This window comes from Desulfurispirillum alkaliphilum (assembly GCF_055378285.1).
Genome location: NZ_AP042405.1, coordinates 1100163 through 1126491, shown reverse-complemented (window position 1 = coordinate 1126491; position 26329 = coordinate 1100163). Strand labels below are relative to the sequence as shown.

Genomic DNA, 26329 nt, shown 5'->3' with positions numbered 1-26329 from the left:
AGTGCGCTTACTTCTTCTCTTTGTCGTCCATGTCCTCAAACTCGGCATCCACCACATCGTCGTCGGCTTTATTGCCTTCAGACGCGCCGGCATCTCCAGAGGCATCCGCCTGGCTCTCACCAGCCTGCTGCTCCTGTTGAGCCTGCTGATAGACGATTTCGCCCAGCTTCATGGAGGCTTCGGAAAGCTCCTTGGTGGCCGCTTCAAGCTGCTCTTTGCTGGCGCCGGTGTCCTGGATCAGGTTCTTGAGGGCGGCAAGCTTCTCTTCAATGCGGCCCTTGTCTTCAGGCTGCAGCTTGTCACCATGTTCGCCCATGGCCTTCTCGGTGGAGTAGACCAGGGTATCGGCCTGGTTCAGCGTCTCGATGCGCTCTTTTTTGCGCTTGTCTTCATCGGCATGCAGCTCGGCGTCCTTGACCATCTTTTCAATCTCCTCGTCGGAGAGACCGCTGGAGTCGCGGATGACGATGGACTGCTGCTTGCCGGTACCCATATCCTTGGCGGATACGGAGACGATACCGTTGGCATCGATGTCGAAGGTGACTTCGATCTGGGGCATGCCGCGAGGCGCGGGGGGGATGTCCACCAGGTCAAAGCGTCCGAGGGACTTGTTATCGGCAGCCATTTCCCGTTCACCCTGCAGGACATGCACGCTGACGGAAGTCTGGTTGTCGGCGGCAGTGGAGAACACCTGGGAGCGCTTGGTGGGAATCGTGGTGTTGCGCTCGATGACCTTGGTCATGACGCCGCCCAGGGTCTCGATGCCCAGACTCAGGGGGGTTACGTCCAGCAGGAGCACGTCCTTGACGTCGCCTTTCAGAACACCGGCCTGAATGGCGGCACCAATGGCGACCACTTCGTCGGGGTTCACGCCCTTGTGGGGCTCCTTGCCGAAGAACTCCTTGACCTTCTGCTGCACTTTGGGCATGCGGGTCATGCCGCCCACCAGGATAACCTCGTCAATGTCAGAGGCTTTCAGACCGGCATCCTTGAGTGCCTTGCGGCAGGGCTCGATGGTGCGCTCGACGAGGTCTTCCACCAGCTGCTCCAGCTTGGCGCGGGTCAGTTTGATCTGCAGGTGTTTGGGGCCGCTGGCGTCCATGGTGATGAAGGGCAGGTTGATTTCCGTCTCCATGGAGCCGGAAAGCTCGTGCTTGGCTTTTTCAGCAGCTTCTTTCAGGCGCTGCAGGGCCATTTTATCGTTACGCAGGTCGATGCCGCTCTCTTTTTTGAACTCGTCGGCCACATAGTTGAGAATGCGCTGGTCAAAGTCTTCGCCACCCAGGTGGGTGTCGCCATTGGTGGACTTGACTTCGAAAACGCCTTCGCTGATTTCCAGGATGGAAACGTCAAAGGTTCCACCGCCCAGGTCAAAGACGGCCACGACTTCGTCGCCCTTTTTGTCCATGCCGTAGGCCAGAGCCGCGGCAGTGGGCTCGTTGATGATGCGCAGCACTTCCAGGCCGGCAATCTTGCCGGCATCCTTGGTGGCCTGGCGCTGGGAGTCGTTGAAGTAGGCGGGCACAGTGATGACCGCTTCGGTCACCGTCTCACCCAGATAGTCCTCGGCGGTCTGCTTCATCTTCTGCAGGACCATGGCGCTGATTTCCTGGGGCGAGTAGTCCTTGCCCTGGGCTCCGATGCGCACGTCGCCGTTGGAGGCGCCTGAGAGTTTAAAGGGCAGGCTCTTGACGTCGCGCTGCACGATGTCGGAGTCGTATTTGCGCCCGATGTAGCGCTTGATGGCAAACAGGGTGTTTTCGGGGTTGGTGATGGCCTGACGCTTGGCGGTCAGTCCCACCAGGCGCTCGTCCTTGTCGGTGAATGCCACGATGCTTGGCGTGGTGCGGTTTCCTTCAGCATTGGCGATAACTTTGGCATCGCCACCTTCCATGACGGCAACACAGGAGTTTGTGGTGCCCAGGTCTATTCCGATTACTTTACCCATGATGTATCCTCCATTATTCCTTATTCAGATATGTTGTGAGTTTACTTTTTGCAGACCTTGACCATGGCGGGGCGAACTACGCGATCGTGGAGCAGGTAGCCTTTCTGCAGTACTGCCACTATATGGTTGTTCTCATGGTCTGGCGATGCTTCCTGCATGACAGCTTCGTGATGGTTGGGGTCGAACTCGCCATCGGTGGGCACTTCCTGCAGGCCGTACTTTTCCAGCAGATTGGCGAACTGCTTGCGGGTCATCTCCACTCCATCGCGAATGGCCTTGTACGCTTCATCGCCAGCGGGAATGTGCGAGATGGCCAGATCAAGGTTATCCAGCATGGTCAGCAGGTCTTTGATGATCTGCTGGTTAGCGAAGCGCACGGCGTCATGGCGTTCCTTGTTGTTGCGCTTCTTGAAGTTCTCAAACTCGGCATGCAGACGCAGCAGCTGCTCTTCTTTCTCCTGAACCCGCTTCTCCAGATTGGCCAGCGCGGCACCCTCGTCGGGAGTGGCTCCTTCAGCTGGCGACTGAGCCTGTTCTGATGCCTCGTTTGTGTTGTGTTCGGACATGATGTTCCTTCACCTCTTGTATTGTTCTTGTCTCTTCACGACTTCATCAGGTCGTCCAGGCAGGACGCGGTTATGTCCACGATATCAATCACGTGCTGATAGTTCATGGACTTGGGACCAATAACGCCGATAGCCCCCAGCGGAGCCTGTTCATCGCTGCCGTAATTGCGCACGACCACTGAATAATCGCTCATGTCCTCCACCGGATTTTCCGCACCGATGAAGATCTTGATACCCTGGGCCTTCAGGCTGTGATCAATGACGTCGAAGATCATCTTCTTCTCTTCAAAGCCCTTCACCAGATCCTGGATTTTCTGGATATCCTCCACCCTGCGGCCATCCAGCATGCGCAGCAGACCTTCCATATACACCTGCTGATCACTGCTCTGGGTGTGGACACTCAGCTTTTCCATCAGGCTGCGAAACTGGCGCATCTCCCGCTCCAGGATCACCCGCAGCTTGCGCTGGGCTTCCTGCAGGGATATTCCCACCAGGTGCTCATTGACAAAGCGATTGATCTTTTCCAGATCATCGGCCCGCAACTCTGCTTCGGTGGTAATCACCGCGTTCTGCACCATGCCGGACTCCGTCACCAGGACCACCAGCAGGCGTTTGCCTCCCAGCCCCAGAAAACTGACCTGACGGATCGGCAGCTGGGACAGCCGTGGCGCACTCACAAGGGCCATACAACCGGTCATGGCCGACAGGACGCGGGAAGTCTCCTGCAACAGCTGGCTCTTGTCGTCGGCCTTGCGGCTGAGGGAATCGGAGACATTACTGTAGTCCTGCTGTTTGCGCTGCTCACGCTTTTGGGTGATGAGTGTATCCACATAAAAACGGTACCCACTGTCCGTGGGAATCCGTCCCGCCGACGTATGGGGCTGGGTGATAAAGCCCATGTACTCCAGATCGCTCATGACATTGCGAATGGAGGAGGCACTGAGCCTGATGGAGGACTGACGCGAGAGCGTACGTGATCCCACCGGCTCCTGGGAGTCGATGTAGAGGCGCACGATGTCCTGCAAGATCACCTGGCTTCTTTCATCAAATACACTCATTGCGCTGCTCCTTGCAATTGGCACTCCTTGAAGTTGAGTGCCAACACGGGGCATACTATAGTGGCGGCAGAGTTTTTGTCAAGATGTTTCCCCCGTGGTTGTGGTAGGATATTGACCGAGTTTGCGCTATATTTTTTCTCTGTTCGTCATTGCTGAGTTCATTTTGAAATACTGGAGGAATTGCATATGAAGCACATCGAAAGCCAGCTCCTGCACGGCGGCTACCGCCCCGACCACACCGGCGCCTGCATCGCCCCTCTTTACCAGACGGCCGCCTATGAGTTCAAAAGCCCCGAACACGCCGCTAACCTCTTCGACCTCAAGGAATTCGGTTTCATCTATTCCCGCATCAACAATCCCACCCAGGAAGTGCTGGAAAAGCGCGTGGCTGCCGTATCCAAAGGCACTGCCGCCCTGGCCCTTTCCTCGGGCATGTCGGCCATCATGCTCAGCATCCTCAATATCGCCCGCTGCGGCCAGAACATCGTCTCCACCTCCTGCCTCTACGGCGGCACCTACAATCTCTTCCGCCATACCTTTGCCCGCATGGGCATCGAGGTGCGCTTTGTGGACTCCTCGAACCCCGAGAACTACCGCCGCGCTGCCGACGAAAACACCCGCGCCTTCTACATGGAGTCCATCGGCAACCCCGGCAACAACGTGGACGACATGGACGCCATTGCCGCCATCGCCCACGAGCTGGGCCTGCCCCTGATCGTGGACAATACTGTCTCCCCCATCATCTTCCAGCCCTTTGACCACGGCGCCGACATCGCCGTCTACTCAACCACCAAATACATGAGTGGCAACGGCTCCAGCATCGGTGGCGTTATCGTGGAAAAGGGCGACTTCCCCTGGAACAACGGCAGATTCGCCGAATTCACCGAGCCCGACCCCTCCTACCATGGCGTTCAGTACTGGAGTGCCTTCGGCGATCACGACCAGGCTGCCGCTCGCGGCATGGCCTTCTGCATCAAGGCTCGGGTACAGCTGCTGCGTGACATGGGCTGTGCCATCGCCCCCTTCAACGCCTTTCTGACCATGGAGGGCATGGAAAGCCTGCCCCTGCGCATGGAAAAGCATACCGACAACGCCCTGAAGGTGGCCCGCTTCCTGGAAAACCACCCCGCCGTCAACTGGGTCAACTATCCCGGCCTGCCCTCCCACCGCGACCACCAGCGCGCCCAGGCCTATCTTGACGGGCGCTGTGGCGGAGTTATCGGCTTTGGCATCAAGGGCGGACTGGAAGCCGGCAAGCGTTTTCTGGAAAAGGTGCAGATGATCATCCACCTGGTGAATATCGGTGACGCCCGCACCGTGGTCAGCCACCCCGCCAGCACCACCCACCGCCAGATGACCACCGAGGAGCGCCGCGCCGCCGGCATCAGCGACGACTACATCCGCCTCTCCATCGGCATCGAGAATGTGGACGACATCATCGCCGATATCGAACAGGCACTGCAGTAGCACTGCCGCTTCACCAGTATTCCCAGTTGCACAGGAGGAACCCATGCCATCGTTTGACATTGTCAGCCAGGTTGATCTGCAGGAAGTGGACAACGCCATCAATATGACCAGCAAGCTCGTGGAAAGCCGCTACGACTTCCGGGGCAGCAAGAGCGAAATCATCCTCAACAAGAAGGACAAGGCCATCACCATCCTCACCGAGGATGACATGAAGCTGCGCGCCATCAAGGACTCCATCATCTCCAACTGCATCAAGCGCAGTGTGGACCCCAAGGTCTTTGCCTTCGACGAGGCAGAAAAGGCTTCCGGCAATATGATCCGCGTCCACGCCCGCATTCAGGAGGGCATCGACAAGGAGACGGCCAAAAAAGTGGTCAAGATGATCAAGGAGACCGGCCTGAAGGTGCAGGCGGCCATTCAGGATGAGCAGGTGCGGGTCACCGCCAAGAAGATCGACGACCTGCAGGAGATCATTCAGGTGATGAAAAACGCCAACCTGGACATCCCCCTGCAGTACGTGAACATGCGCAGCTAACGCAGCAGGCGGCTGCTTTCCGACTGCCGGTCAGGGAATGCGCCCGGAGCAGGGAACCCCGGTCTGGCAGAGCCCGCAGCCTATCTGGGGCAGATCGTACCGGCCCTCCAGGGCTTGCTGGGTGGTGCCATACACATAGCCATTACAGATATCCTTCTCGTGCCCCGCGGGGCCGATAGCGTGAACGGGACAGCGTCCGGCACAGGCCAGGCAGGTCCCGTTTCGCATATACAGACAGTATTCACCATGAAAAGAGTAGGGACGGGGAGTGACCTCCACCTCAAGGCTGGTCACGACACTGCCGCAGCGATGGGCAATCCCCCTGGCGCTGATCAGGCCATCGCTGATGGAGAAGGTTCCCAGCCCGGCGGCATAGGCCGCGTGGCGTTCGGACCAGCTTGAAGCGATGCCCACAGGCGTGTCCTCAAATTTCTGCCACGCCGGGGAAAGTTGGGGAACCAGCGCCTGCCCACCCTGCTCCCGGAGAAAATCCGCAAGGGCGCGACGCAGCTCCATGTTGATATCCTCGCCCCGGCTGCGCATATGCGACCAGAGATACGCGGGGAAGGTCGCCTCCTGGGCGTTGGCGGTACGCACCGCTTCCGTCGACGGCAGAATCCAGCTGATCACCGCGCGGGGCTGCCAGCTTTCCTGCTGGGCCGCCACCAGCTCACGGGGAGTCAGATGAAAGAAACCGATGATCTGCTTGTACTGATCAAAAAGTTCATCATCGGCGGCAGCGCAGCCCACCAGCGGGGCATCGAACATGGCCCCGCTCCCGCCACCGGGCAGGCGATTCAGCGGGTGACGAAGGACAAAGTCACTGACAAAGGACTCGATACTCCCCAGCACCTCACACCATCCTGACCCGGGCCTCGTTGCGGGGAGGGATGCGATGACAGGCCACGCGCGGATAGCCAAGCATCAGGGCTCCGCAGAAACGGTGCCCCGGCAGCAGGTCCACACGGGCCGCGAACTCCCTGTCGGCCTCAACCACATACTGCAGCAAACCGGCCCAGCACACGCCCAAACCATGGGTTTTGGCCAGCAGTTCAAAACAGGTCAGGGCAATGGTGCCGTCCACCTGAGCCCAGGGCTTCTCGCGGGGAGCACTCACCATGACCAGATGGGGAGCGCCGCGCAGCATGGGATCGCGCCCCTGCTGCAGTGCTTCGCTGATCAGCGGGTTCCTGCGTTTGGCCAGAAACCAGGAGGCCAGCTCCGTGGCCAGGCTTCGCACCCGGGCACTGTCGTGCCAGATGGTCCAGGTGAGATACTGCTCGTTTTTGGCAGTGGGAGCAAAGCGCGCCTCCGCCAGAATGGCTTCGAAAATCGCAGTATCGACGGGCTTGTCGCGAAAAACCCGCACGGAGCGACGCTGACGAATCAGCTGGCCGAGACTCTCTGCCGTCGGCAGTGCCCCTTCGTCGGCAACTTCAAACCCCTCATCCGGAAGCCCTTCGTGACGCAGCGCATCGTGGGGACACACGGCCACGCAGTGGCCACACGCAATGCACAACCCCGCGCGATCTTCACGGGCACAGGGATACCCCTGCTCATCCTGGTGAATAATGGCCACCGGGCAGACATTGACGCAGTGACCGTCGCGCCGGCATCGTTGTGAATCGACCTGCAGCATGACTCCCTCCCGAACGTTGTTATTATGGGGGTAACCATTCACGGTCTCGCAGTTGTATTTCAGCAGGAGCGCCTGTGTTCCGAGAGCGAGCCCGGATGGCGAGCGGCGGAGACGTAGGTCCTCGGACGAAAGCGAGTGTCTCCGTGAGGAATGCGGGCGCGAATGCTGCTACACCGTGAAGAGTTATTTATGGGGAAGCATAGCACAAAAGCCATCAGGGACGGGCAGATCGGGAGAAAAGTCACAAAGGCCACGGCCGCGCCGTTGCACCGGACGCATCAAAAACCTTGTCGCTGACCAGCCCCTTGGCGTATAAATTCACTTCTGTCAATTCTTCGCAGCGGAGTTTTCATGGACGCTCTCTCACTGGAAGCCATACTCTGGGTTCTTTCGGCAGTCGCCCTGGCGGCATTTATCCACGGCGCGCTGGGGATCGGATTTCCCATGGTGGTAACCCCGCTGATTGCCCTGGTGACAGACGTGCAGACAGCGATTATCGTCACTCTGGTTCCCAATATCGTCGTCAATGTGATGAGCATCTACCGGGGCGGGCAGTGGGCCCAGAGCATCGGCCGTTACTGGCCCCTGGCCCTGTTCATGCTGACCGGCAGCGTCCTGGGGACCATTATCCTGGTGAATTCCGACCCCAACCCCTTTCGCCTGATCCTGGCCTTTGCGCTGTTTTTCTACCTGTACACCACCCTGCGCTCCACCCGCATCTCATTCCAGTTCCTGCACAGGCACCCCCGCTCCAGTACCGTGGGAACCGGTTTTGTGGCTGGCCTGCTGGGAGGAACTGTCAATGTCAGCGGCCCCATTCTGCTGATCTACCTGCTGGAGCTGAGCCTGCCCCCCCTGGCCATGGTACAGATCCTCAACCTGTGCTTTCTGGTGGGCAAAATATCCCAGACCATCACCTTTGCCTCCCTCGGACAGATCAGCATTGAGCTGATGCTCTTCTCCCTGCCGCTGCTGGCCCTTTCCGTGGCCTGTCTGCTCTTCGGCATGCGCTTACGGGATCGACTGCCCGTGGCCACCTACAAACGCTGGCTGCACTGGCTGCTGGCCGTGGTAGCCTGCCTGCTGGTGGTGCAGTTCTTTCTGCAGCAGCTGGCGTAGCGACTGCGCCCTGAAGTTCCACACCCTGCTTCCGAAGAGTGTCGCAGTTTTTCACTGCTGGCCGGGGCCTGTCATAAACCGCTGCACCAGCGGGCGGTACATCAATCCATAGAACATTTCAATATAGCGGCGAATCTCCTCGCGGTCTTTTTTGGTCATGTGTTTCCAGAAGCCGTACACCTTGGCCAGGGTCATCAGACGGTCAACGTAGTGGGGCCAGTTGTACTTTTCCTCCACCCTGGCGATGGCGCTGCGCGATATGGCGTCCCAGCTGGCGGGATTGCGGGCCGACTCCCGCAGAAAGTCGACAATGACGGCGGTGCTGGCTTCGTCATCGGTGGGGTCGATGTGGAAGCCCGACTCGCCGTGGCGAATGATTTCCAGCGGCCCGCCGAAGGTGGTGGCAAAGACGGGCAGGCCGGTGGTCATGGCTTCGATGACGGTCAGGCCGAAGGCTTCAAAGAGGGCGGGCTGCACAAAGATGCCCCGTCCGTCGGCAATATAGCGGTAGAGCTCGCCGGTCATCTGCTTTTCCAGCTGTATGCCGAGCCAGCGGGCACTGCCATCCAGGGCGTACTGGTCGAAGATGCCGTGCATGATATCAATCTGGGCGCGCTCCTCTTCATCCCTGGAGTTGGCTTTGTCCACATGGCCGGCGATGAGCACCAGGTTGGCATGCTGGCGCATCTCGTCACTGGCGGCAAACCAGCGGGCCAGGCCGGTCAGGTTCTTGACCCGATCCAGGCGGGCGATGCTGAAGATAATGGGCTTTGCGGGGTCCAGCAGCCTGCCGCGACTGACCGAATCCGGTTCTCCACAGATCAGGGCTTCAATCTCCGGGTGCAGGGCGTGCAGGCGCCGTTCACTCCGGGTGTAGGGGAAAAAGACCTCCTCATTGGCGCCGGGAGAGATGATATTGAACTTGGTGTCATAGACGTCGATGCCGTTGACTACCTGATAGAGGCCCGGCAGGGTGAAGGTCTTGTAGCTTTCGTACTGGCCGATGCCAGTGGGGCTGCCGGCGATCTCCTGATAGGTGCTGGAGATAATGAAGTCGGCGGAATTCATGCCGATGAGGTCGGCGGTGTACTGGATGGAGAAGTGGTAGTCCTCTTCGTTGTCCTCCCAGTAGAGGTCGCTGTAGAGGTACTTGGACTTTTCCAGGGCGTGGGCGATGGTGCACTGGGTGACCTTCAGGGTCTGGGAGATAAGGGTGGCCACCAGGTTGCCATCGGAGTAGTTGCCAATGATGAGGTCGGGCCGTCCACCCATGGCGCCCCGGATTTCGGTGATGGAATCAAAGGCGAAGCGCTCCAGATGGGGCCAGATGTGGAAACGGGAGATCCAGTGGGGAATCACTTCGCCATGGTCGTCCCGGAAGGGCACCCGCAGAATCCTGGCGTTGTGGGTGCCCCAGATCTGCTCTTCGCGCTGATCACAGGTGGTTCCCTGGGCTTCGGGAATCAGACGGGTCAGCACCACGATCTCCGGCTCGATATCAATGCCCTGCTCATGGACATTGGCCCGCATTCTGGCTTCCAGGGCGCGCACCTGGTCGAGGATATAGACAACCTGGCCGCCGGTGTCGGGGTAACCCAGCACCTTTGACTGGCCGAAAAAGCCGTGGGGCGAGACGATCAGTACCCGGAAGATCATGGGCACCCGGCTGAGGAAGTGCTCTATCGTGGCGGGGCTGTCGGGCTTTCTGAGGATATCCTGCAGAAGTCCCATGGTGGTGCGGATCCTCTCCACACTGCGCCCCCAGCCACGCTCAAATCCCAGGGCCTGCAGTTCATGGGCGATATCGTCGTAAAGGGTCTGCGGTTCCCACTGGCGAAGTTTTTCCAGGGCCTGCTCCACCGACTGACGCAAAGCAGCCACGTCCTTGATGCGCGGGCTGACCATAAGCTGCATGCCATTGTAGCGGTGGAGGGTCAGGAACTCCAGCAGGTGCTCCAGCTCGCTCTCGCGATCGGCGAAGAAATCAATCAGGTGGCGGTTGAGATACTCGATGCCATTGCCGATATCCCTGGCGTCCTGCACCTTGGGAAAATCCTGATTGAAGGGCTCCACATCGAGGCGCAGACGCCACTCCCCCCGGGCGGCACGTCCCACCAGCTGTTCCTTGAAGCTCAGAAAGACACTTTTGCGCACCACCGTGTACTGGAGCGAATCCAGATCAAAGGCCACATAGAGCCACTTGCCGATATCCACGCGCAGGGCGCAGTAAAGCTGGGGCGCGTAGACAATCACCTCCTGGATAGAGCCGATCAGCACTTCCATTTTCGCACAGGGCTGCTCCAGGCAGGGAGCAAACTCTGTGTAGGCCTTCTGCACTTCGGTGCACAGCACCAGCGGTTTTTCCATCTCCAGTATCCTGCGGAAAAAGAGAAAGAGGTTGCCCTTCACCTGTTCAATGGTTGCCGGAATCGCCTGTCGCTGCATCGTCTTCCTCCTGAAAAAAGTCGTAGTAGCGGATGCCGTCAATGACACCCGCCGCGAAGTTGGTGTTGGCGAAATAGATATTCTCGTGCCCTTTGAGTTTTTCCAGTTCCTGGCTGTAATTGCCCACGACGACAGCCCGCGCCCCGCCCCGCAGCATGCCTTCGTCATTACCCGAGTCACCGGCCACCAGGATATTCTCCAGGGGCATACCCCACTTCAGGGCGATATAGCGCACGGCGTGCCCTTTGGAGGCCCGCACGGGCAGGATGTCCAGGAATTCGTTGTGGGAAAAGACCACATTGACGGTCACATTGGCCTTGCGCAGTTTGCGGTTGATCTCCTTCAAACTGGGAGCCAGGGCCGGGTCCAGCAGGTAGCTGATCTTGAACTGGCGCTGCTCGCTGTCGGCCTGCAGGCGAATGCCGGGAACCTCTTCAAGCACCTGGCGGATACGGGTGGGGTTCCAGCGATAATCGATATGGCGGCTCCAGGAGTGTTCGGGCCTGCCGCTGTGTCCGTAGTGAATTTCACTGCCCACGGCGGTAATGAAAACATCGGGGGTGGGAACGCCCCACTCCTGCAGCACCGCCCGGGCGCTGTCGATATGGCGCCCCGTGGCCACACCGAAGCCCACGCGCCGGTTGTTACGCTTGATTTTCTCCACCAGCGCCTGCAGGGCCGCCAGGTCACCGGTGAGAGTATTGTCGATATCGCAAATCAGCAGACGATCCATGATGGAAAACTTCTGCATGGGCTTCAGTTCGTAGGTGTGAGGATCTTCCAGGTGGGTCATGGCCCGGATATGGTTGAGGTAGGTATCCACATGGCTGTGCCAGGTATAGTGCTGGCGCACCTTTTCCATACCGCTGCGGGAATACTCCTGCCAGCGGCTGCCATCTTCCAGAATATCCAGCAGGCAGTCGGCAATCTGCCCGGTATTAAGCGGATCCACCAGCAGGCCATTGTGGCAGTTGCCCACAATATCCTGGGGTCCGCCATCATCGGTGGCCACAATGGGAACGCCACTGGCCGCCGCTTCGATGAGAGTCAGGCCAAAGGGTTCCGTCAGAGCCACATTGACAAAGACGCCACCGGAAGCTGCCGCCAGGCGATAGAGGGCCGGAACATCATCGCTGCCATGGTGTTTGGGGTAGGCCACATGGCCGTAGAGATTGTAGCGGTCGATCAGCAGGAGCATGTGGGAGAGCACCTTGCGCGACCCCGTATCCAGCTCGCGGATATCTTCGCGGTTCCCGATGACCAGCACCAGGTTGGCCAGTTCCCGCAGGCGAGGGTGCTGAGCGTAGGCGTGAATGAGGGAGGCGATATTCTTGCGCTCGTCGGGCCGGCACAGGGCCAGGATCATGGGCTTGGCGTGGCTGCGCAGAAAGGGTTCCAGCAAAAGCCGCGCCCGGCTGTCGGCAGCGGCGGGCTCAGGATGAAAGCGCTCGATATCGACCCCTGGTGGAATCACCACCTTCTTGTGGGGATGAAAGTTCTCGTACTGCCGGTACTGGGTGGTTATCTCCTGGCGGGTGCTGCCCACCACCATGGAAGCCACTCCCAAAGCGAATTCCTCGGCTTCAATGCGGTTGCGGATATTGTAGCGCTCCTGGATATCCTCCTCACTGAGCCCCTTCTCCAGCAACTTGCGCAGCTTCTCCCGCCCCAGGGAGTGACCGGTAAAGACAAAGGGTACCTCCAGCAGTGACGCCAGCCCCGCCCCCACATAGCCGGCATCGGCATAGTGGCCGTGAATGATATGGGGAATGCGGCCCGCGCGGCGGATATGGCGAATGGCCTGATCGGTGAACTGATCCAGATAAGGCCACAGCACCTCCTTGCGCAGATAGCGGCGGGGCCCGCAGGGCAGGCGCACGATAAAGGACTTGGCGTCGATCTGCTCTTCGGGAACGCGGTAGGACTCGTCCACTTTCTGGTCGAAAACCTGACGCGTCAGCAGATCAACCCGGCCCACGTCGGGGTGACGGGAGAGCGCTTTGGCAAGTTCCACCACATACAGGCTCTGCCCGCCAGTGTCGGCATCCCGGCCAAGCTCCAGATCCCTGCCGCGAATCAGACCATGAATACTGATGAGAACGATATAGTATTTTGACTCCATAACTGCCCCCTAAACTCCATTCCATTGTTGCAGGGTTTGGCGATACAGGCGATGGTCGGCGGGAAGAGCCCCCTGAACAGCGCAGATGGACGCCGCAAAGGTCGCGGCCCGGTGCAGCAGCGTCTCCATGGGCCACTGCCGCATGATTCCCAGCATGGCAACGGCGCTGAAGGCATCGCCGGCACCCACCGTATCCTCCATATGCGGCACGGGCACTGCCGGGCAAAAGTGCCTTTTGCCACAGCGCAGCAGCACAAAAGCCCCCTCCCCGCCACAGGTCAGCACAATGCCCTGCAGGGGGAAGGCCCGGAAAAGCTCTCCGGCATCATCGAAACCGGTGATGAGCGATGCCATGCCAAGCAGACGGGCCACTTCCAGCAGCTCTTCCGTATTGAGTTTGAGCCAGGTGGCCTGCTCCAGGCAGGCGCGAACCGTAGCGGCATCATAGTGGGGTGAGCGCAGATTCAGGTCGATAAAAGAGGGCAGGGAGGAGGTCTGCTGCAGCTGCAGCAGGGACTGACGAGAGCGGCTGTGGCGCAGAGCCAGGGTGCCGTGATAGAGCAGGGCATGGGGAGCAGGGGAAAAGACGGGTGGCGGTTCAATGGCGTCGTAGGCGCATGGAGAGGCGATGGTATAGGAGGGAATGCCCTCCCGCAGCTTGACATGGACTGTTCCAGTGGGCAGGTGGTCATCCTGCTGCAGCGCCTCGGTCAGCATCTTCTGGCGCTGCATGGCCTGCATGATCTGCGCGCCGTAGGGGTCGCGACCCACGCGGCTGACGAAAAGCGGTTCAGCCCCAAGACCGCGCAGATGCCAGGCCACGTTAAAAGGGGCTCCCCCCAGCGCCGCTCTGCCGCCGGGAAACACATCGAAGAGCACCTCGCCGAAAACCACAGTATCACAGGAAAGTGTATGCACCGGAAACCTCCCAGGTTGCACAAACGTCCACGAACAGCGTGCAGAATACCTTACAACAGTCTATTTACGCAGCTACTCTAGCACACTTTTCCGAAAAAAGGGAGGGAAGGGCATCCGGGGCAGCGCCAGCTGCCTTAGAGGGACAGCTGGCGCTCACTGGCCTGCAGGAAGGCCTTTTTCAGATCAGCATAGGTATCAACGGCTGGGAACTGCGGGAATTCCGCAATGACATTGTGGGGCGCATGGAAGAGGATACCCCGCTCAGCCTGGGCCAGCATGGTGGTGTCGTTATAGGAGTCACCAGCCGCGATCACCCGGTAGTTGAGCAGCTGGAAGGCCCGCACGCTCTGCCGTTTGGGGTCCGGCTGGCGCAGCCGGTAGTCCACGACCCGGCCATGGGCATCCACCTCCAGGCGATGGCACAGCAGGGTGGGGTAGCCCAGGGGCTTCATGAGGGGCATGGCGAATTCATAGAAGGTATCGGAGAGAATGACCAGCTGAAAACGCTCCCGCAACCAGTTGGTGAACTCGACCGCCCCCGGCAGGGGCTCCAGGGTGGCAATCACCGCCTGAATGTCCGGCAGTTTCAGGCCGTGCTCGTCGAGTATGCGCAGGCGCTGGCGCATCAGCACATCGTAGTCCGGCACATCGCGAGTCGTGGCACGCAGCGCTTCGATACCGGTTTTTTCGGCAAAGGCAATCCATATTTCGGGGATCAGTACTCCTTCAAGATCCAGGCAGGCAAGTTCCATGATATTCCTTCAGCGGTATAATGTATGGCCTTCGCGCAGTACTGCCATGCGGGTGCTTCATCGTGTTGCGCCCGGCAAGGGTTCACCTACTGCATGAAGTTCCGGTGGATCGTATACAGGCAGCCCAGCACGCTGCGTCCAGCCTGGGTCAGCGCGTATTCGCTCTCTGTCTGTTCGATGAACTGCGCCTTGCGCAGGACTTTCAGGTGAAAGTACATCTTGGTGTGATCTTCAATACCCAGCGCGCGGGTGATATCCATGAATTTCATGGTGCTGTTTTTCCCCAGCAGATCGATGATGCTGCGGCGAATTTCATTGGAGAGGGTGTAAAAAAGGGCATCTTCATCGATGTTATCGCAGCAGGAATCCTCGTCGTCACCACTGTTCACCTGCAGGGTCATGACCAGATCGGAGGTATTGAAGGGCTTGATCAGGTAGTCACTGGCACCCTGCTTCATGGCTTCGACAGCGTTCTCCACCGTAGCGTAAGCCGTGATCATGATAATGCGGGCGTGGGGACGCTGCTGTCGCAGCTGACCAATAAGCTCTATGCCATTGATACCCGGCAGAACCAGATCCACCAGGGCCGCCTCAAAGGCGTGGTTCCGGGCAATGTCAATGGCCTCTTCACCACTGGCGGCGCTGAGGCAGGTATAGTTTTCACTTTCCAGGGCTTCGCAGATATTTTCGCGCAGTTCGTTGTTGTCGTCGACCACCAGTATGGTTTTTGTGCTCATCAGCAGTTATCTCCAGCGGGGAATTCCATGATTACCGTAGTGCCTTTGCCAAGGCTGCTTTCAATGGCGATATTTCCGTTATGCATCTGAATAATACCATAACAGATGAACAAGCCAAGCCCGGTTCCCTTGCCTTCAGGTTTTGTGGTGAAGAAGGGGTCGAAGAGCATGGCTTTGTGCTCAGAAGCTATCCCGGCGCCGGTGTCGATGATCCGGGAACGAATCGTCTTGCCGTCAAGTTCGGTAACCAGCGTTATGGTTCCACCTGGCGGGGTGGCATCCATGGCGTTGTTGAGAAGATTGACATAAATTTCCTCAAGTTTCCAGGGGATGCCGAGCATGGGCGGAACTTTCTGGAGCTGGTACCGCACGGTGTAGCCCTTCAGCTGCTGCTCCACCTGCCGGCAGGCCCCCATGATCACCTGATTCAGATTCAGGGGCAGAAAATCCGTCTCCTTCTGGCGGGAAAAGAGCAGAAGCTCGCGGGCGACCATGGCGGCTTTCTGCAGGTTGCGATCTATGGCATCTATGCGATTCATGCACTTGCTGTACTGGGGATCGTCCGGCGCCATGGTGATACGGGCCTGCTTTTTCAGCATATCAAGGCCCAGGGAGATGTTGGTAAGGGGCGTATTGATCTGGTGAGCCACCCCGGCGGCCATGCGGCCGATGGAAGCCAGCTTGCTGGAGTGGGCCAGTTTGTTGAGGGTACTCTCGAGCATCCGGTGGTACTCAATATCGAAGATATGCATGGCCTGCATGAGAAAGTGCAGGATGACAAAGCCGGAGATGGCACGCAGCAGCTCCACGTCTATCCCCAGGGGTGTAAAGGTGATACCCGAGGGAACAGCACCGGTGAGCACACCATAGACAATCAGGCTGACACCGCACCAGTAAAGACTGCGGGCGCCTTTTTCACTGATGGAGACCACCTGCTGGGAGTAGAGAATCAGGGCAATTCCCGATATGAGGCCAGCGGGCAGGCCAAAGAAGTTGCGTACCCTGCTGAGAATGAAGCGGCACTCCTCCGCGCTCTGGCAGCTGGCGTCGGCAACCTGAATGGTGACGGCAAAGCCGATAAAGAGGAGCAGAGGAATAATGACGGAGATGCTGCGCAGCACCTGCCGGGTGCTGGAGAGAATTGCCAGCCCGAATGCCAGCAAAAAACCATAGGAGAGCAGGATTATCCCGATGCGCACCAGGTTCGGGTACGCGTAGGTACCTGCGGTCATCTCCACGGGAATGCACACCTGGGCCTGGGGGGAGTACTGAAACCAGGTGAGATAGGCGTGCTGCTGGCTGATATTTTCCTGGCTCTGCAGGATCAGGTAGAGCTCAAACCACTCGTGGAGGCCATGGATAAAGGCAAACGCCGCCAGCAGCCACAGGTGGCGGGCGATCTTGAGCTTGCTGTAGCGCTTCTGTTTGGAGGTGATGGCCACGCCAATGGTGAAAAAGGCCAGGCCGTAAAAGAGGTAGAGCATGAAAACATTGATGGTGGCGCTCATGGGCGTTGGTCTCCGGCACGGTGGTTCTGCACGTCGAAGGCTTCCTTGAGGGTATCAATATAGGTGGGGTCCGTACAGATGGATTTTCCGGGAGAGTCACTGATTTTCGCGACGGGCTGGCCATTGCAGCGGGTCATCTTGATGACGATATCCAGCGGGGTATAGCCGCCAAGGTCGTTGGTGAGATTGGTGCCTATGCCAAAGAGGGTTCTGATGCGGCGGCGGAAGTAGCAGTGAATTTCCAGGGCCTTGGGCATATTCAGCCCATCGCTGAAGACCAGGGTCTTCGTGGTGGGGTCGATTCCCAGTTTCTGGTAGTGGGCAATGAGGCTGTCTCCCCAGTGGAAGGGATCGCCGGAATCCTGGCGGGCGCCGGCGTAGGCACTGGCCAGGTCAGCGTCAAAATCCCGCAGAAAGGCCTCCAGGGTGATGATGTCCGACAGGGCAATGCCGAGCTGATCCCCATATTCCCGCCGCCACAGTTCAAAGGCGTAGCGCTGGCTCTTCTGCAGTTGCGGCGCCAGCACCTGGCATATCTGCAGGTACTCATGGGCCATGGTGCCCACCGGTTGCAGACCCATGGTGCGGGCCAGGTGGAGATTACTGGTGCCGACACAGTTGGCGGGAAGCTCCTTGCGCAGATACTCCATTACCCGGAAGTGATGGCGGCGCGAGAATCGGCGGCGGGTGCCAAATTCAACAAAGTGGAAGTCGGCGCCTTCAGGGTGCTGGCGAACCAGCTCCACCTTGTCCCACAGGCGCTGCCAGGCCTGTCTGAAGTCGGGATCGGGAAACACCTGCTGGTAATACAGCTCGTTGACAATGGCCAGCAGGGGAATCTCGAAGAGAATCGTCTGCAGAATGCCGCCCCGGATAATGATTTCCAGATTGGCGTCGCCACAGGCCTTGACACTGACATTCCTTTCATCCAGGCGAAAGCGCTCCAGAAAGGCCAGGAAATCCGGCTGCATATAGGGCAGCGAGGCCAGGAAGTCAAGCTCTGGCGCCGTCAGCTGCAGCGTGCACAGATGGCGAACTTCAGTGCGCACCGCTTCCACAATGCCGCCCAGGTCTGCGTCGCTGGTGCGGCAGAAGAAACGATACTCGGCATGGGCCTTCGGGTACTGGTGAAAGGCCACCTGCATCATGGTGAATTTATAGAGGTCGGTATCCAGAAGTGATTGAATAATCATTGGGGCCCTTGACGTATCTGCGCCGTACCGGAGACGATGATGGCGCCACAGCGCTCCATTTCGTCAATGGCCGCCTCCACCGTTTGCGCGGCTATGCCCCGGCAGGCTCCCAGATTCACCACAACCTGAAAGCCAGCTGCCAGCAGCTGCAGCACGGTGGTCCTGACACAGTAATCGGTGGCCAGCCCTCCCACAAGAACCGTGGTAATCTGGCGACTACGCAGGAACTCGATGACTCCCGTGGTGAGTTTCCCCGCCAGATCGTGATAACAGGCTCCGTAAGGGTGCATGTCCGGCTCGACGCCCTTCCAGACAAAGTAGTCATAGTCCGCTGGATGGGGAAGCCCCGCGATCAGCTCGAAACCACGGGTTCCCGGAACCGCGTGCTGGTTCCAGCGTATATCCACATGCTCTCCGGCCACCGCGCTGAACTGGGGATGCTCCTCGGTGGCAACCCAGATGGCGCAGGGGCTGTGGGCGTCCTTGGAGCCAACGCGCACACTGGCCAGAGCCGCCTGACAGTTCAGCTCCTCCACAATGGCCGTCCCCTCGGGAACCGGAAGCTCGTCGGGACAGACCGGCGTAAAGGTATACTGGGCATCAATATCAAAACTGGCAACCCGGGAAATATGGGGAAGTGTCACCATGTGCAGCCTCCTGTTGCGCTTTTTTCCACTCTACTAAAATCCCGCCGGTTTGCCCAGTGGGCCGCGATTTTCCGGTAAAGAAGTGTTCCGGCAGCGGGTCTCCCTGATTCCCAGGCTGGCCAGCAGGGAGAAGACGCAGAAGGCGAAACACAGCCACAGCCCCCGCTGGTAGGCTTCAATACTGTACCAGCGCACTCCATCGATGATCACACCGCTCCATCCCAGATCCATGGCCCAGCCAAAGGCCGGCTGCAGGATCGCCGCCCCCAGAAAGCTGCCGGTATTGACCATGGCCATGGCGGTTCCCGCCGACCAGGGTGGAACAATTTCGCGGGCAGCGGGAAAGACCGCCACAAAACCACCGGCAGAGATCCCCAGCAGCGTGTAGAGCACAAATCCGCTCAGCCCCGGCCCCCAGGGCATCAGGATCAGGGCCAGCCAGACCCCACAGGAGAGGGCGCAGGAAAAGACGATGGGCGGCTTGCGGCGGCCCAGGCGGTCAGTGACGAAGCCCATGCCAAGGCAGCTGATGGCGAATCCCAGCAGTGCCATGCTGGTATACTGGGAAGCCTGGGTACGGCTGATGCCATGCACCTGCTCCAGGTAGGGGACTCCCCAGAGACCGGCAAAGGCCAGCAGTCCACCCAGCATGCCCACATTCATCAGCATGGCGGCCCAGATGCGCGGATTGGCCAGCACCTGGCGCAGATCAGCCAACCACGACTGCTGGCGCTCCGGGTGGGTCAGCTGCCCTTCCATTTCACGAATGGAGGGAAATCCCGCATCTTCAGGCCGGTTGCGCACGACAATGGCGCTGGCCACGGCCAGGCCCAGCGAGACAATTCCCGCCAGCACAAACACCGTGCGCCAGGAGAGAACGTCCAGAATCAGGCCCAGGGGAGCAGCCGCAAAGACGCCCCCCAGGTTCCCCAGGAAGATGGTCAGCCCGCTGATAACCCCATAGCTGCGCTCGCTGAACCACTGGGTATTGCTCTTCATGAAAGCCACAAAGACGACGGAGACCCCCAGTCCCACCAGCAGGCGCCCTGCCATGGCAGTGGAGTAGTCGGGTGCCAGGGCAAAGAGCAGCGAGCCAAGCCCGGCCAGCACACCTCCGGCGGTGACGCAGACGCGGGGCCCCAGGGTATCGGCCAGAATACCCGAAGGGATCTGCATGGCGGTATAGACGTAGTAATAGGCGGCAGCCAGGGAACCAAGAGCCACCGCCGACGTATTGAAGGCGGCCATGAGCTCACCGGCCACGACGCCGGGAGCAATGCGGTGGAAGAACACGGAGATAAAGGATGCCGCCAACAGACCATAGATGATCCAGCGCAGGCGGCTGAAACGCTTTTGTTCGCTGGTACAGAGGATTCCGGGTCGATCGTTCATGGGAAAAAGGCCTTCCAGAGGATGCGCGCAGCCACGAGAAGCACCAGCAGGCCAAAGATGCGCTTAAGCCTGGGAGCGGGCAGACGATGGGAGAGGGCAACACCGAAGGGCACACTGAGGAAGGTAAAGGTGGCGATGCCCAGCAGCGCTGGCAGGTAGACGTATCCCAGGCTCCAGGCCGGCAGGCCGAGGCTGTGCCAGCCCGCGTACACGAAACCGATGGTTCCCGCCGTGGCAATGGGCAGCGCCAGAGTGATGCTGGTGGCGACGGCATTCTGCATGGGAACATTGGAGGCCACCAGCAGGGGGATGATCACATTTCCGCCGGCAATACCCGCCATGCCGGAGACCAGGCCCACAAAGGTGCCCGCTCCCGCCGTCCCCACCCCGCCGGGCAGCTGCCGCCTCGGATTCGGGGTCCAGCGGCGCAGCATATTGACTCCCGCATAGGTGAGAAAGCAGCCGATAAACGCCTGCAGGGCAAAAGCGGGTAGCAGGCTGGCCACGGTCCCACTGAGGAAGGCGCCCAGGAGTATATAGGGTGTCCAGCGACGCACCACCTGCCAGAGAATGGCGCCGCGCTTCATTTGCGCCAGGATGGCCGAGATTGAGGTAACAATAATGGTGGACAGGGATGTGGCCACGGCCAGCTTGATGGCCAGGGCCGGGTCCATGCCCTGGCGCGCGAAGAGATAGAGCAGGGAAGGGACAATGATCACCCCGCCTCCCACCCCGAGGGTGCCGGCAATAATACCAGCGGCAATGCCGGTCAGCGCGAAATGGAGAATATTGACAAGTTCCAAGGATCCCTCTGGCGTCTGAGATAAGGGAAAAGATACCACGGCGGGCGTATTTCACAAGCCACAAATTCCACGGATTTCAAGCTCCAAAACAAAAGCTCTGTGATGGTCTGTCATTGTGGGTATCAAAATACTTGACACCTTGTAAGCATGCCCATAGGATGCCTTTATCTGTTTTATTACTCCCTCTTTATGGAAATACAGGTGGTGCGTATGGGAAGGAAACTCCTTTTGGCTGGTGCTTTTTTGTGGCTTTTCCCCGTCGTGGGGCACGGAGGGACGCTGCATCCTCCCGGCTCCACCCTGACCCTTGGCAATGTCAGCCACAATCAGAGTCTGCTGGCCAGCGTGCAGAATCCCGCTGCCGGAGCGGCCGCCCTTGAGAAAAAAGGGGGGCAGTACCGTTTCGGCATTCTGAGCTCCATCGGTTTCGGCTATGAATTTGGCGACGTGGATAACCTGCTGGATGAACTGGATGACCTTTCCGACCTCCTGGATGACGCCTCCACCCTGCAGGATGTTGAAGATATCAAGGAGCGTTTTGACGATATCCTGGTGGATATGGGCCGGGATGGCTACCTGAAGGTCCAGGGCGGCATCCATGTCCCCCTGATGCCGATCGTCATGACCCACTCCCTGTGGCAGGGCAGCATCACCTTTGACGCCAGCTACCAGGGACAGGCCCGTCTGGGCGTCCTGGACGACCCCATTGCGTGGGACGAAGTCCGCGGCGAAGCCGTGACCAACACGTCCCTCTATCTGAAGGGAGCCGTGGTTCGCCAGATCAGCCTGGGATACAGCCGTCAGGTATGGGAAAATCATTTCGGCACCCTCTATGCCGGAGCCCGCCTCAAGCACTATGAGGGAGATTTCTCCAAAAACGTCATCGCCCTGATGGACGCCGATGACGATGTGGCCGATGTCTTTGAAGACGAATTCGACGCCAACCAGCGTACCTCGTCGGCCCTGGGAGTCGATGCCGGCGTCCTCTGGGTGGCCCATCTCTATCGCCTGGGAGCCACGGTCAACAACCTCAACAGTCCCAGCCTCTCCTATCCCTCCATTGGCACAGGGTGTGACTCCCTCAGCGGCTCCGCCCAGGATAACTGCAATACGGCGGCGTACTTCAGCAACCGCATCAACCTGCGGGAAAAATACGAGATGGAGCCCCAGTTACAGGTAGAGGGTACCCTCTATCATCCCAACCGTCAGTGGGTGGTGTCCGCCAGCCTGGACGCCAATCCCGTTTACGACGCCGTGGGCGACGAGGTGCAGTGGTTTACCCTCAGCACAGCCTACCTCAGCGAAAGCTGGGTGATACCCGGCTACCGCTTCGGCTACCGCAAGAACCTCACCGGCAGCGAACTCAGCTATGTCACCACCGGCTTCACCCTTTTCAGAACCTTTAACCTGGATATCGCCTACGGCCTTGACCGCATCGAGGTTGACGATGATGAGTACCCACGCTCCATCATGGTCAACCTGGGCTTTGATCTGACGTTCTGAGGAGGCAGCAATGAAAACATCCATGCACAAATCAATACTCCTTCTGCTTGGCGCAACAGCACTTCTTTCCATCGCGGGCTGCGGCTCAGCCGATGACCCCGACCGCGGCACCAGCCGCGTCCAGAACCTTTCCCTGGAAGGTGTCGTGGTGGACGGACGCGTGGCCAGAGCCCAGGTCTTCCTGGATGTCAACGGCGACTATATCCGCAACCCCTTTGAGTCTTACACGTTTGCCACAGTCGCGGCCAGTTATGCCATTGTGGTCAACTCCCACCAGCTGCAGCAGCCCGGTGCCGTTCTGCGGGCCCGCGGGGGAATCGACCGGGTTACCGGCGAAACCTTTCACGGCATCCTGAGCCGCACCATTGACACCACGGGCATCGACCTCACCATCAGCCCCCTGACCACCCTGCTCAGCTATATGGAGCCCGCCCAGGTCAACAGCTTCCGCCGTGGCGAAAGCAAGCAGCTTGATCCCCAGGACGACACATACCTGAGCCTGACAGACCTCCACGCTGATTTAAGTGACTTCGACAGCACCCTGAGCCTTGATCGCCGGGTGCACCTGCTGAAGCGTTCCCTGCAGTTCCATAAGCTGGCCGATGTGGCCGAAGCCTCCCTGCGGGAACTGTACGGCGGTGAGGCCATTTTTGACGGCCAGACGCGCGCCGCCAACGGCAGCCGGCTGCCCCGCGACCTCAGCGGATACCTCTATCGCTCCATGGTGGAAGTCATGATGGAGCCACAGTTTGTACAGAATATTGACACCCAGGACATCCTCAGCGCCATGGTGGATAATGCCGCCGAGTACCTTGCCGAGCTGACTGGCCAGGACGAGGAAGCTGTCAGCAGCGACTTCAAGGTCCAGGTGAAAGCCATGTGGGACTTTATTGACGATCTGTTCGACGCCACGGATGACACCCTGACCAGGGAACAGCTGGAATCCCGGACCCGGGCCGTGGAGGTGATTGCCACGGTGCTGCGCGACGCTGCAGACGCCAATATCGCAGCCGCGTCCATCGCACGGCTGAATGCCCTTGATGTCGACAGCCTTGGCGAAGCCACAGATGTGCGAGGCCTGGCCGCGCACCTGATCGATACCAGCGGAGCCGGTCCTGACGCGGCCACCTTCCTCACCCGTCCGGCCATTGACCTGACCGCCATTGACCGCGACTTTTCCCTCTCCAGCGATGAGAACGCGACCATGCAGTATGACCCCGAATCCGGCACCCTGAAACTCACCTATGAAGGTGAAGTCTGGGACGCCGAGGTGGAGCAGGTGAACGACTATACCGTGCTGGCTCAGGTGGTGATCGCCGGCATCCCCCAGAACGTACTCATAAAATCCAAAGCGGATGGTGACTATGATGTCTCCTCATACTAAGCTTCAGTATGTGTTTGCGAAAAGCGCGGGCATCGCCCTGATACTGGGAGCCTGCGCCGGCACCTCTTTGAGCGCACCGGTAAACTTCGAAGGCGCGGGCAGCCTGACCATGGGCAGCGCCAGCGTCATGGAAGAGGGGGCATTTGTCTGGTTCCTGCCGGTTCTGCGCGAGAATTTCCCCGATGAAGTGGGAACCACCACCGATATTCCCTGGGGCGTGCGGGCCGGCATCGCGCCGGGCTGGGAGCTGGGAGCCCGTTTCCCCTACCGCAGCGACAGCGAACTGGAAAAGGATGGCCTGCGCCACATTGAGCTTTCCGCCAAAGTGCAGCTTTTCGGCGGTCCCCGTGCGCAGCGCTCCGGAGCCCTGGCGCTCTTTGGCACTGTGGTGAACTCAGAAGGTGAGCCCTTCCTGGGAACCGGCAGGGCCAATATGGGCATCGAGTTCCTGGTGACGGAAGTGCTCAGCACCGACACCCGCTTCCACTCGTCCATCGGCCTGGCGCGACGCGATATCCGGGCCCCCTACCTGGAAGCCACCGACCCCGACTATGATCCCGAAGCCATATACCAGATCACCAGAACTCTCTCCTACAAGATGGGCCTTGAACAGCGTCTGTGGAAGCAGAGCTACCTGCTCCTGGAAGCTGGAACCTCCATTGGCCTGGCTGGCGAAGACGAGCAGGATCAGTTCTCCATCTACGTCATGCCCGGGCTGCGCTTCGGCAATCCGGCAGCGGGCTGGAACCTGACCATGGCCGTTGGCCGCGACATTCCCGAAAACGGACTGGAACCCGAGAGTCGGTATATGCTTGGACTGAGTTATCGAACCCAGCCCGCCCGCGCCACCCAGGACGATGAACTGCGCAAGCGCCTGGAGGAGCTGGAAAAACGCCTGGCCGCTGAAGCCGCCCTCGATCAAGACCCCGCTGCCGGCGCCCTCCTGCCAGGAGCAGCTGCGCCGGCAGCCACCGGCAGGCTGCGGGTGGAGGTCATCAATGCCTCCGGCGTGCCCCTGCTGGGCGAGCGCATTGCCGAAGAGGTCCGCCAGAAAGGCAACTATGATGTGATCCGCGTCGGGTCCACGGGAAATGTCACGGACCAGGAGCTTACCCACATCCATTATCGTAACGGATTGGCCCGCGACGCGGTGACCTTGGGGCACTCCATGCGTAACTACCAAATTGTTACCCAGGGAAGGGACCTACCGGAAGACGTTGATCTGCGGATAGTTATCGGCGTCGACCAGTTCCGACCCTGACACCCTGCCCCTGGTTGGCACACCTGAAAAATCGCCTTGCCTGTGGTCAGCATCTGAAAAATGTGCTACATATTTTCTTGTTGTGTACTTACGCCATGATAAGAAAAAGAGGTAGTCAATGACAAAAGATCTTCAGGGGAAGCATATTCTTTTCTATGGACTTATCCGTGAAGAGGGTTTTGCTGACTTCATCGCGTCGGAACTGGTATCACGGGGAGCGACAATATACTGCCTAGCGGCACCGGAACTTACTCCTGAGGGTGAGGCCAGACTCCGCGCCCGGAGCATAGAGGTCATTCGTACCCCTCTGTGGTATGGCATCAAGGATGACGACTATCCCGAGTCCTTTAAGACCCTGAAAAAACCTGAGGATATACTTGCCTATCAACCCGATGAAGCCCTCTGCGCTTCTTTGATAGAGTCTTCCGCCACCAGCAGCCTCGAGGAAGCCCGCTCCATTTTTGCGGAACTTTCCCAGCGCACCGGAGGCAAGATCGACGGGATCATCCACATCATGGCCGGTGGCATTCCACGCACCCGTGGCATGATGATGATTACCAAGTCGATGCTGGGAACCAATGATCCCGACCGCTTTATTTCCACAGCGGAATTCATCAAATCTCCGGTATTCAAATGCTTTGTCGGCCCCAATATGGATCTGGTGACGGCGGTCAGTTATGACCACATCTTCACGGCTGCCCAGGAGCTGCTGAGCGCGAACCCTCACTGTCCCGTGGTCGCCCTCGGCTACCAGGGTGAACATGTGGTGGACACGAACGGCCGCTTCGTTTTCACCTCCTATCCTGGCTACCTGGTGGGCTTTGCCAAAAACCTGCTGCAATCCATGTCCCAGACGCGCAGACAACAGGGATACCAGGCGGTCACCATCAATCTCATGGGCGCCGAAACCGCCTCAACCAGTGCCTTTTCCGGGATCGAGTACTATATCCTGAACTCCCTGCGCCAGCTGGAGATCAGCGGCAAAGTGGATACCGCCACCCTGCGCCAGCAGTGTCAGTCCAGGCTGCTCGAGGGAGTCAGCACGAGCGACGTGGTTGGCTGCGCTGATGAATACCTCTTTTCGCCCCAGATGCTGAACACCGTTGGCATGGATTTCCCGGTGCACAGCTCCCTTGAGGTGCTCAGCCTGACCATGGCCATAGAACAGAAAATTATCGGCATGCACAAGGATCGCCGGGAACTGATGACCTCCGTGATCAGCTCCCATGTGAAGCAGCTGATGGCCGAGCACTTCTGGGATGAAGCCCTGGAGGCCACGGAAGCGGCAGTACTGCTGGATACCAAGCGAATCATTGAAAGACTCTAATATCG

General features: G+C 59.2%; 22 protein-coding genes. 7 read left to right on the top strand and 15 right to left on the bottom strand.

Features of this window, described 5'->3' with window-relative positions; genetic code table 11:
• Window positions 1–7: 7 nt before the first annotated feature.
• Genes dnaK through hrcA form a run of 3 tightly spaced genes read right to left on the bottom strand, consistent with a single transcriptional unit; the run spans window position 8 to window position 3572 of the window.
• Complete coding sequence (dnaK, locus tag ACZ46I_RS05170) at window positions 8–1948, bottom strand: molecular chaperone DnaK (protein WP_464281657.1); 1941 nt, start codon at window positions 1946–1948, stop codon at window positions 8–10.
• Window positions 1949–1989: 41 nt separating this feature from the next.
• The gene (gene grpE / locus ACZ46I_RS05165; protein WP_013506978.1) at window positions 1990–2514 is read right to left on the bottom strand and encodes a nucleotide exchange factor GrpE; all 525 of its coding nucleotides are present in this window, start codon (window positions 2512–2514) and stop codon (window positions 1990–1992) included.
• Between the two features lie 35 nt (window positions 2515–2549).
• Window positions 2550–3572, bottom strand: coding sequence for a heat-inducible transcriptional repressor HrcA (gene hrcA / locus ACZ46I_RS05160; RefSeq protein WP_013506979.1), 1023 nt, complete (start codon window positions 3570–3572; stop codon window positions 2550–2552).
• Between the two features lie 186 nt (window positions 3573–3758).
• On the opposite strand from hrcA, the gene ACZ46I_RS05155 reads away from it, so the two are divergent.
• Window positions 3759–5039 (top strand): O-acetylhomoserine aminocarboxypropyltransferase/cysteine synthase family protein, encoded by a 1281-nt coding sequence (locus ACZ46I_RS05155; protein ID WP_013506980.1) that lies wholly within the window; start codon window positions 3759–3761, stop codon window positions 5037–5039.
• Between the two features lie 43 nt (window positions 5040–5082).
• Window positions 5083–5574, top strand: a complete 492-nt coding sequence (locus ACZ46I_RS05150; RefSeq protein WP_226508109.1) for a YajQ family cyclic di-GMP-binding protein — start codon at window positions 5083–5085, stop codon at window positions 5572–5574.
• A gap of 30 nt (window positions 5575–5604) precedes the next feature.
• Here the strand turns inward: ACZ46I_RS05150 and ACZ46I_RS05145 are convergent, their stop codons facing one another.
• Window positions 5605–6426, bottom strand: a complete 822-nt coding sequence (locus tag ACZ46I_RS05145; protein WP_013506982.1) for a hypothetical protein — start codon at window positions 6424–6426, stop codon at window positions 5605–5607.
• A 1-nt stretch (window position 6427) separates the two neighbouring features.
• On the bottom strand, window positions 6428–7213 hold the full coding sequence (locus tag ACZ46I_RS05140; RefSeq protein ID WP_464281656.1) for a nitroreductase family protein: 786 nt from the start codon (window positions 7211–7213) through the stop codon (window positions 6428–6430).
• A 351-nt stretch (window positions 7214–7564) separates the two neighbouring features.
• Between ACZ46I_RS05140 and ACZ46I_RS05135 the strand changes: the two genes are divergently transcribed.
• Window positions 7565–8332 (top strand): sulfite exporter TauE/SafE family protein, encoded by a 768-nt coding sequence (locus ACZ46I_RS05135; RefSeq protein ID WP_013506984.1) that lies wholly within the window; start codon window positions 7565–7567, stop codon window positions 8330–8332.
• 51 nt (window positions 8333–8383) lie between these two features.
• On the opposite strand, the gene ACZ46I_RS05130 is transcribed toward ACZ46I_RS05135, so the two are convergent.
• The 10 genes from ACZ46I_RS05130 to ACZ46I_RS05085 form a co-directional block, all read right to left on the bottom strand.
• Window positions 8384–10777 carry a sucrose synthase gene (locus tag ACZ46I_RS05130; RefSeq protein WP_464281655.1) on the bottom strand — a complete coding sequence of 798 codons (2394 nt, stop codon included), beginning with the start codon at window positions 10775–10777 and terminating at the stop codon, window positions 8384–8386.
• Window positions 10746–12899 (bottom strand): HAD-IIB family hydrolase, encoded by a 2154-nt coding sequence (locus ACZ46I_RS05125; RefSeq protein WP_464281654.1) that lies wholly within the window; start codon window positions 12897–12899, stop codon window positions 10746–10748. Before ACZ46I_RS05125 ends, ACZ46I_RS05130 begins: the two co-directional genes overlap by 32 nt.
• A gap of 9 nt (window positions 12900–12908) precedes the next feature.
• On the bottom strand, window positions 12909–13817 hold the full coding sequence (locus ACZ46I_RS05120; protein ID WP_464281653.1) for a PfkB family carbohydrate kinase: 909 nt from the start codon (window positions 13815–13817) through the stop codon (window positions 12909–12911).
• A gap of 134 nt (window positions 13818–13951) precedes the next feature.
• On the bottom strand, window positions 13952–14569 hold the full coding sequence (gene thrH, locus ACZ46I_RS05115) for a bifunctional phosphoserine phosphatase/homoserine phosphotransferase ThrH (protein ID WP_013506988.1): 618 nt from the start codon (window positions 14567–14569) through the stop codon (window positions 13952–13954).
• Between the two features lie 86 nt (window positions 14570–14655).
• Window positions 14656–15306, bottom strand: coding sequence for a response regulator (locus tag ACZ46I_RS05110; protein WP_013506989.1), 651 nt, complete (start codon window positions 15304–15306; stop codon window positions 14656–14658).
• A complete protein-coding gene (locus ACZ46I_RS05105; protein ID WP_464281652.1) occupies window positions 15306–16814 on the bottom strand; it encodes a sensor histidine kinase in 1509 nt (502 codons plus the stop codon). Before ACZ46I_RS05105 ends, ACZ46I_RS05110 begins: the two co-directional genes overlap by 1 nt.
• Window positions 16811–18007, bottom strand: coding sequence for a nicotinate phosphoribosyltransferase (pncB, locus tag ACZ46I_RS05100; protein ID WP_464281651.1), 1197 nt, complete (start codon window positions 18005–18007; stop codon window positions 16811–16813). Before pncB ends, ACZ46I_RS05105 begins: the two co-directional genes overlap by 4 nt.
• A complete protein-coding gene (locus ACZ46I_RS05095) occupies window positions 18004–18654 on the bottom strand; it encodes an isochorismatase family protein (RefSeq protein WP_464281650.1) in 651 nt (216 codons plus the stop codon). Before ACZ46I_RS05095 ends, pncB begins: the two co-directional genes overlap by 4 nt.
• Before the next feature lie 33 nt (window positions 18655–18687).
• The gene (locus tag ACZ46I_RS05090) at window positions 18688–20046 is read right to left on the bottom strand and encodes an MFS transporter (protein ID WP_013506993.1); all 1359 of its coding nucleotides are present in this window, start codon (window positions 20044–20046) and stop codon (window positions 18688–18690) included.
• Entirely contained in the window at window positions 20043–20849 is an 807-nt protein-coding gene (locus tag ACZ46I_RS05085; protein ID WP_464281649.1) for a sulfite exporter TauE/SafE family protein, read from the bottom strand. The genes ACZ46I_RS05090 and ACZ46I_RS05085 overlap by 4 nt, the downstream gene beginning before the upstream one ends.
• A gap of 210 nt (window positions 20850–21059) precedes the next feature.
• Here ACZ46I_RS05085 and ACZ46I_RS05080 point away from each other — a divergent pair, with 210 nt between their 5' ends.
• The 4 genes from ACZ46I_RS05080 (at window position 21060) to ACZ46I_RS05065 (ending at window position 26324) form a co-directional block, all read left to right on the top strand.
• Window positions 21060–22352 (top strand): conjugal transfer protein TraF, encoded by a 1293-nt coding sequence (locus tag ACZ46I_RS05080; protein WP_464281648.1) that lies wholly within the window; start codon window positions 21060–21062, stop codon window positions 22350–22352.
• Window positions 22353–22362: 10 nt separating this feature from the next.
• The gene (locus ACZ46I_RS05075; protein WP_464281647.1) at window positions 22363–23736 is read left to right on the top strand and encodes a hypothetical protein; all 1374 of its coding nucleotides are present in this window, start codon (window positions 22363–22365) and stop codon (window positions 23734–23736) included.
• Window positions 23720–24997: a LytR C-terminal domain-containing protein gene (locus ACZ46I_RS05070; protein ID WP_464281646.1), complete on the top strand. Its 1278-nt coding sequence runs from the start codon at window positions 23720–23722 to the stop codon at window positions 24995–24997. Before ACZ46I_RS05075 ends, ACZ46I_RS05070 begins: the two co-directional genes overlap by 17 nt.
• A gap of 118 nt (window positions 24998–25115) precedes the next feature.
• Entirely contained in the window at window positions 25116–26324 is a 1209-nt protein-coding gene (locus ACZ46I_RS05065; RefSeq protein ID WP_464281645.1) for an enoyl ACP reductase FabMG family protein, read from the top strand.
• Window positions 26325–26329: the final 5 nt, after the last annotated feature.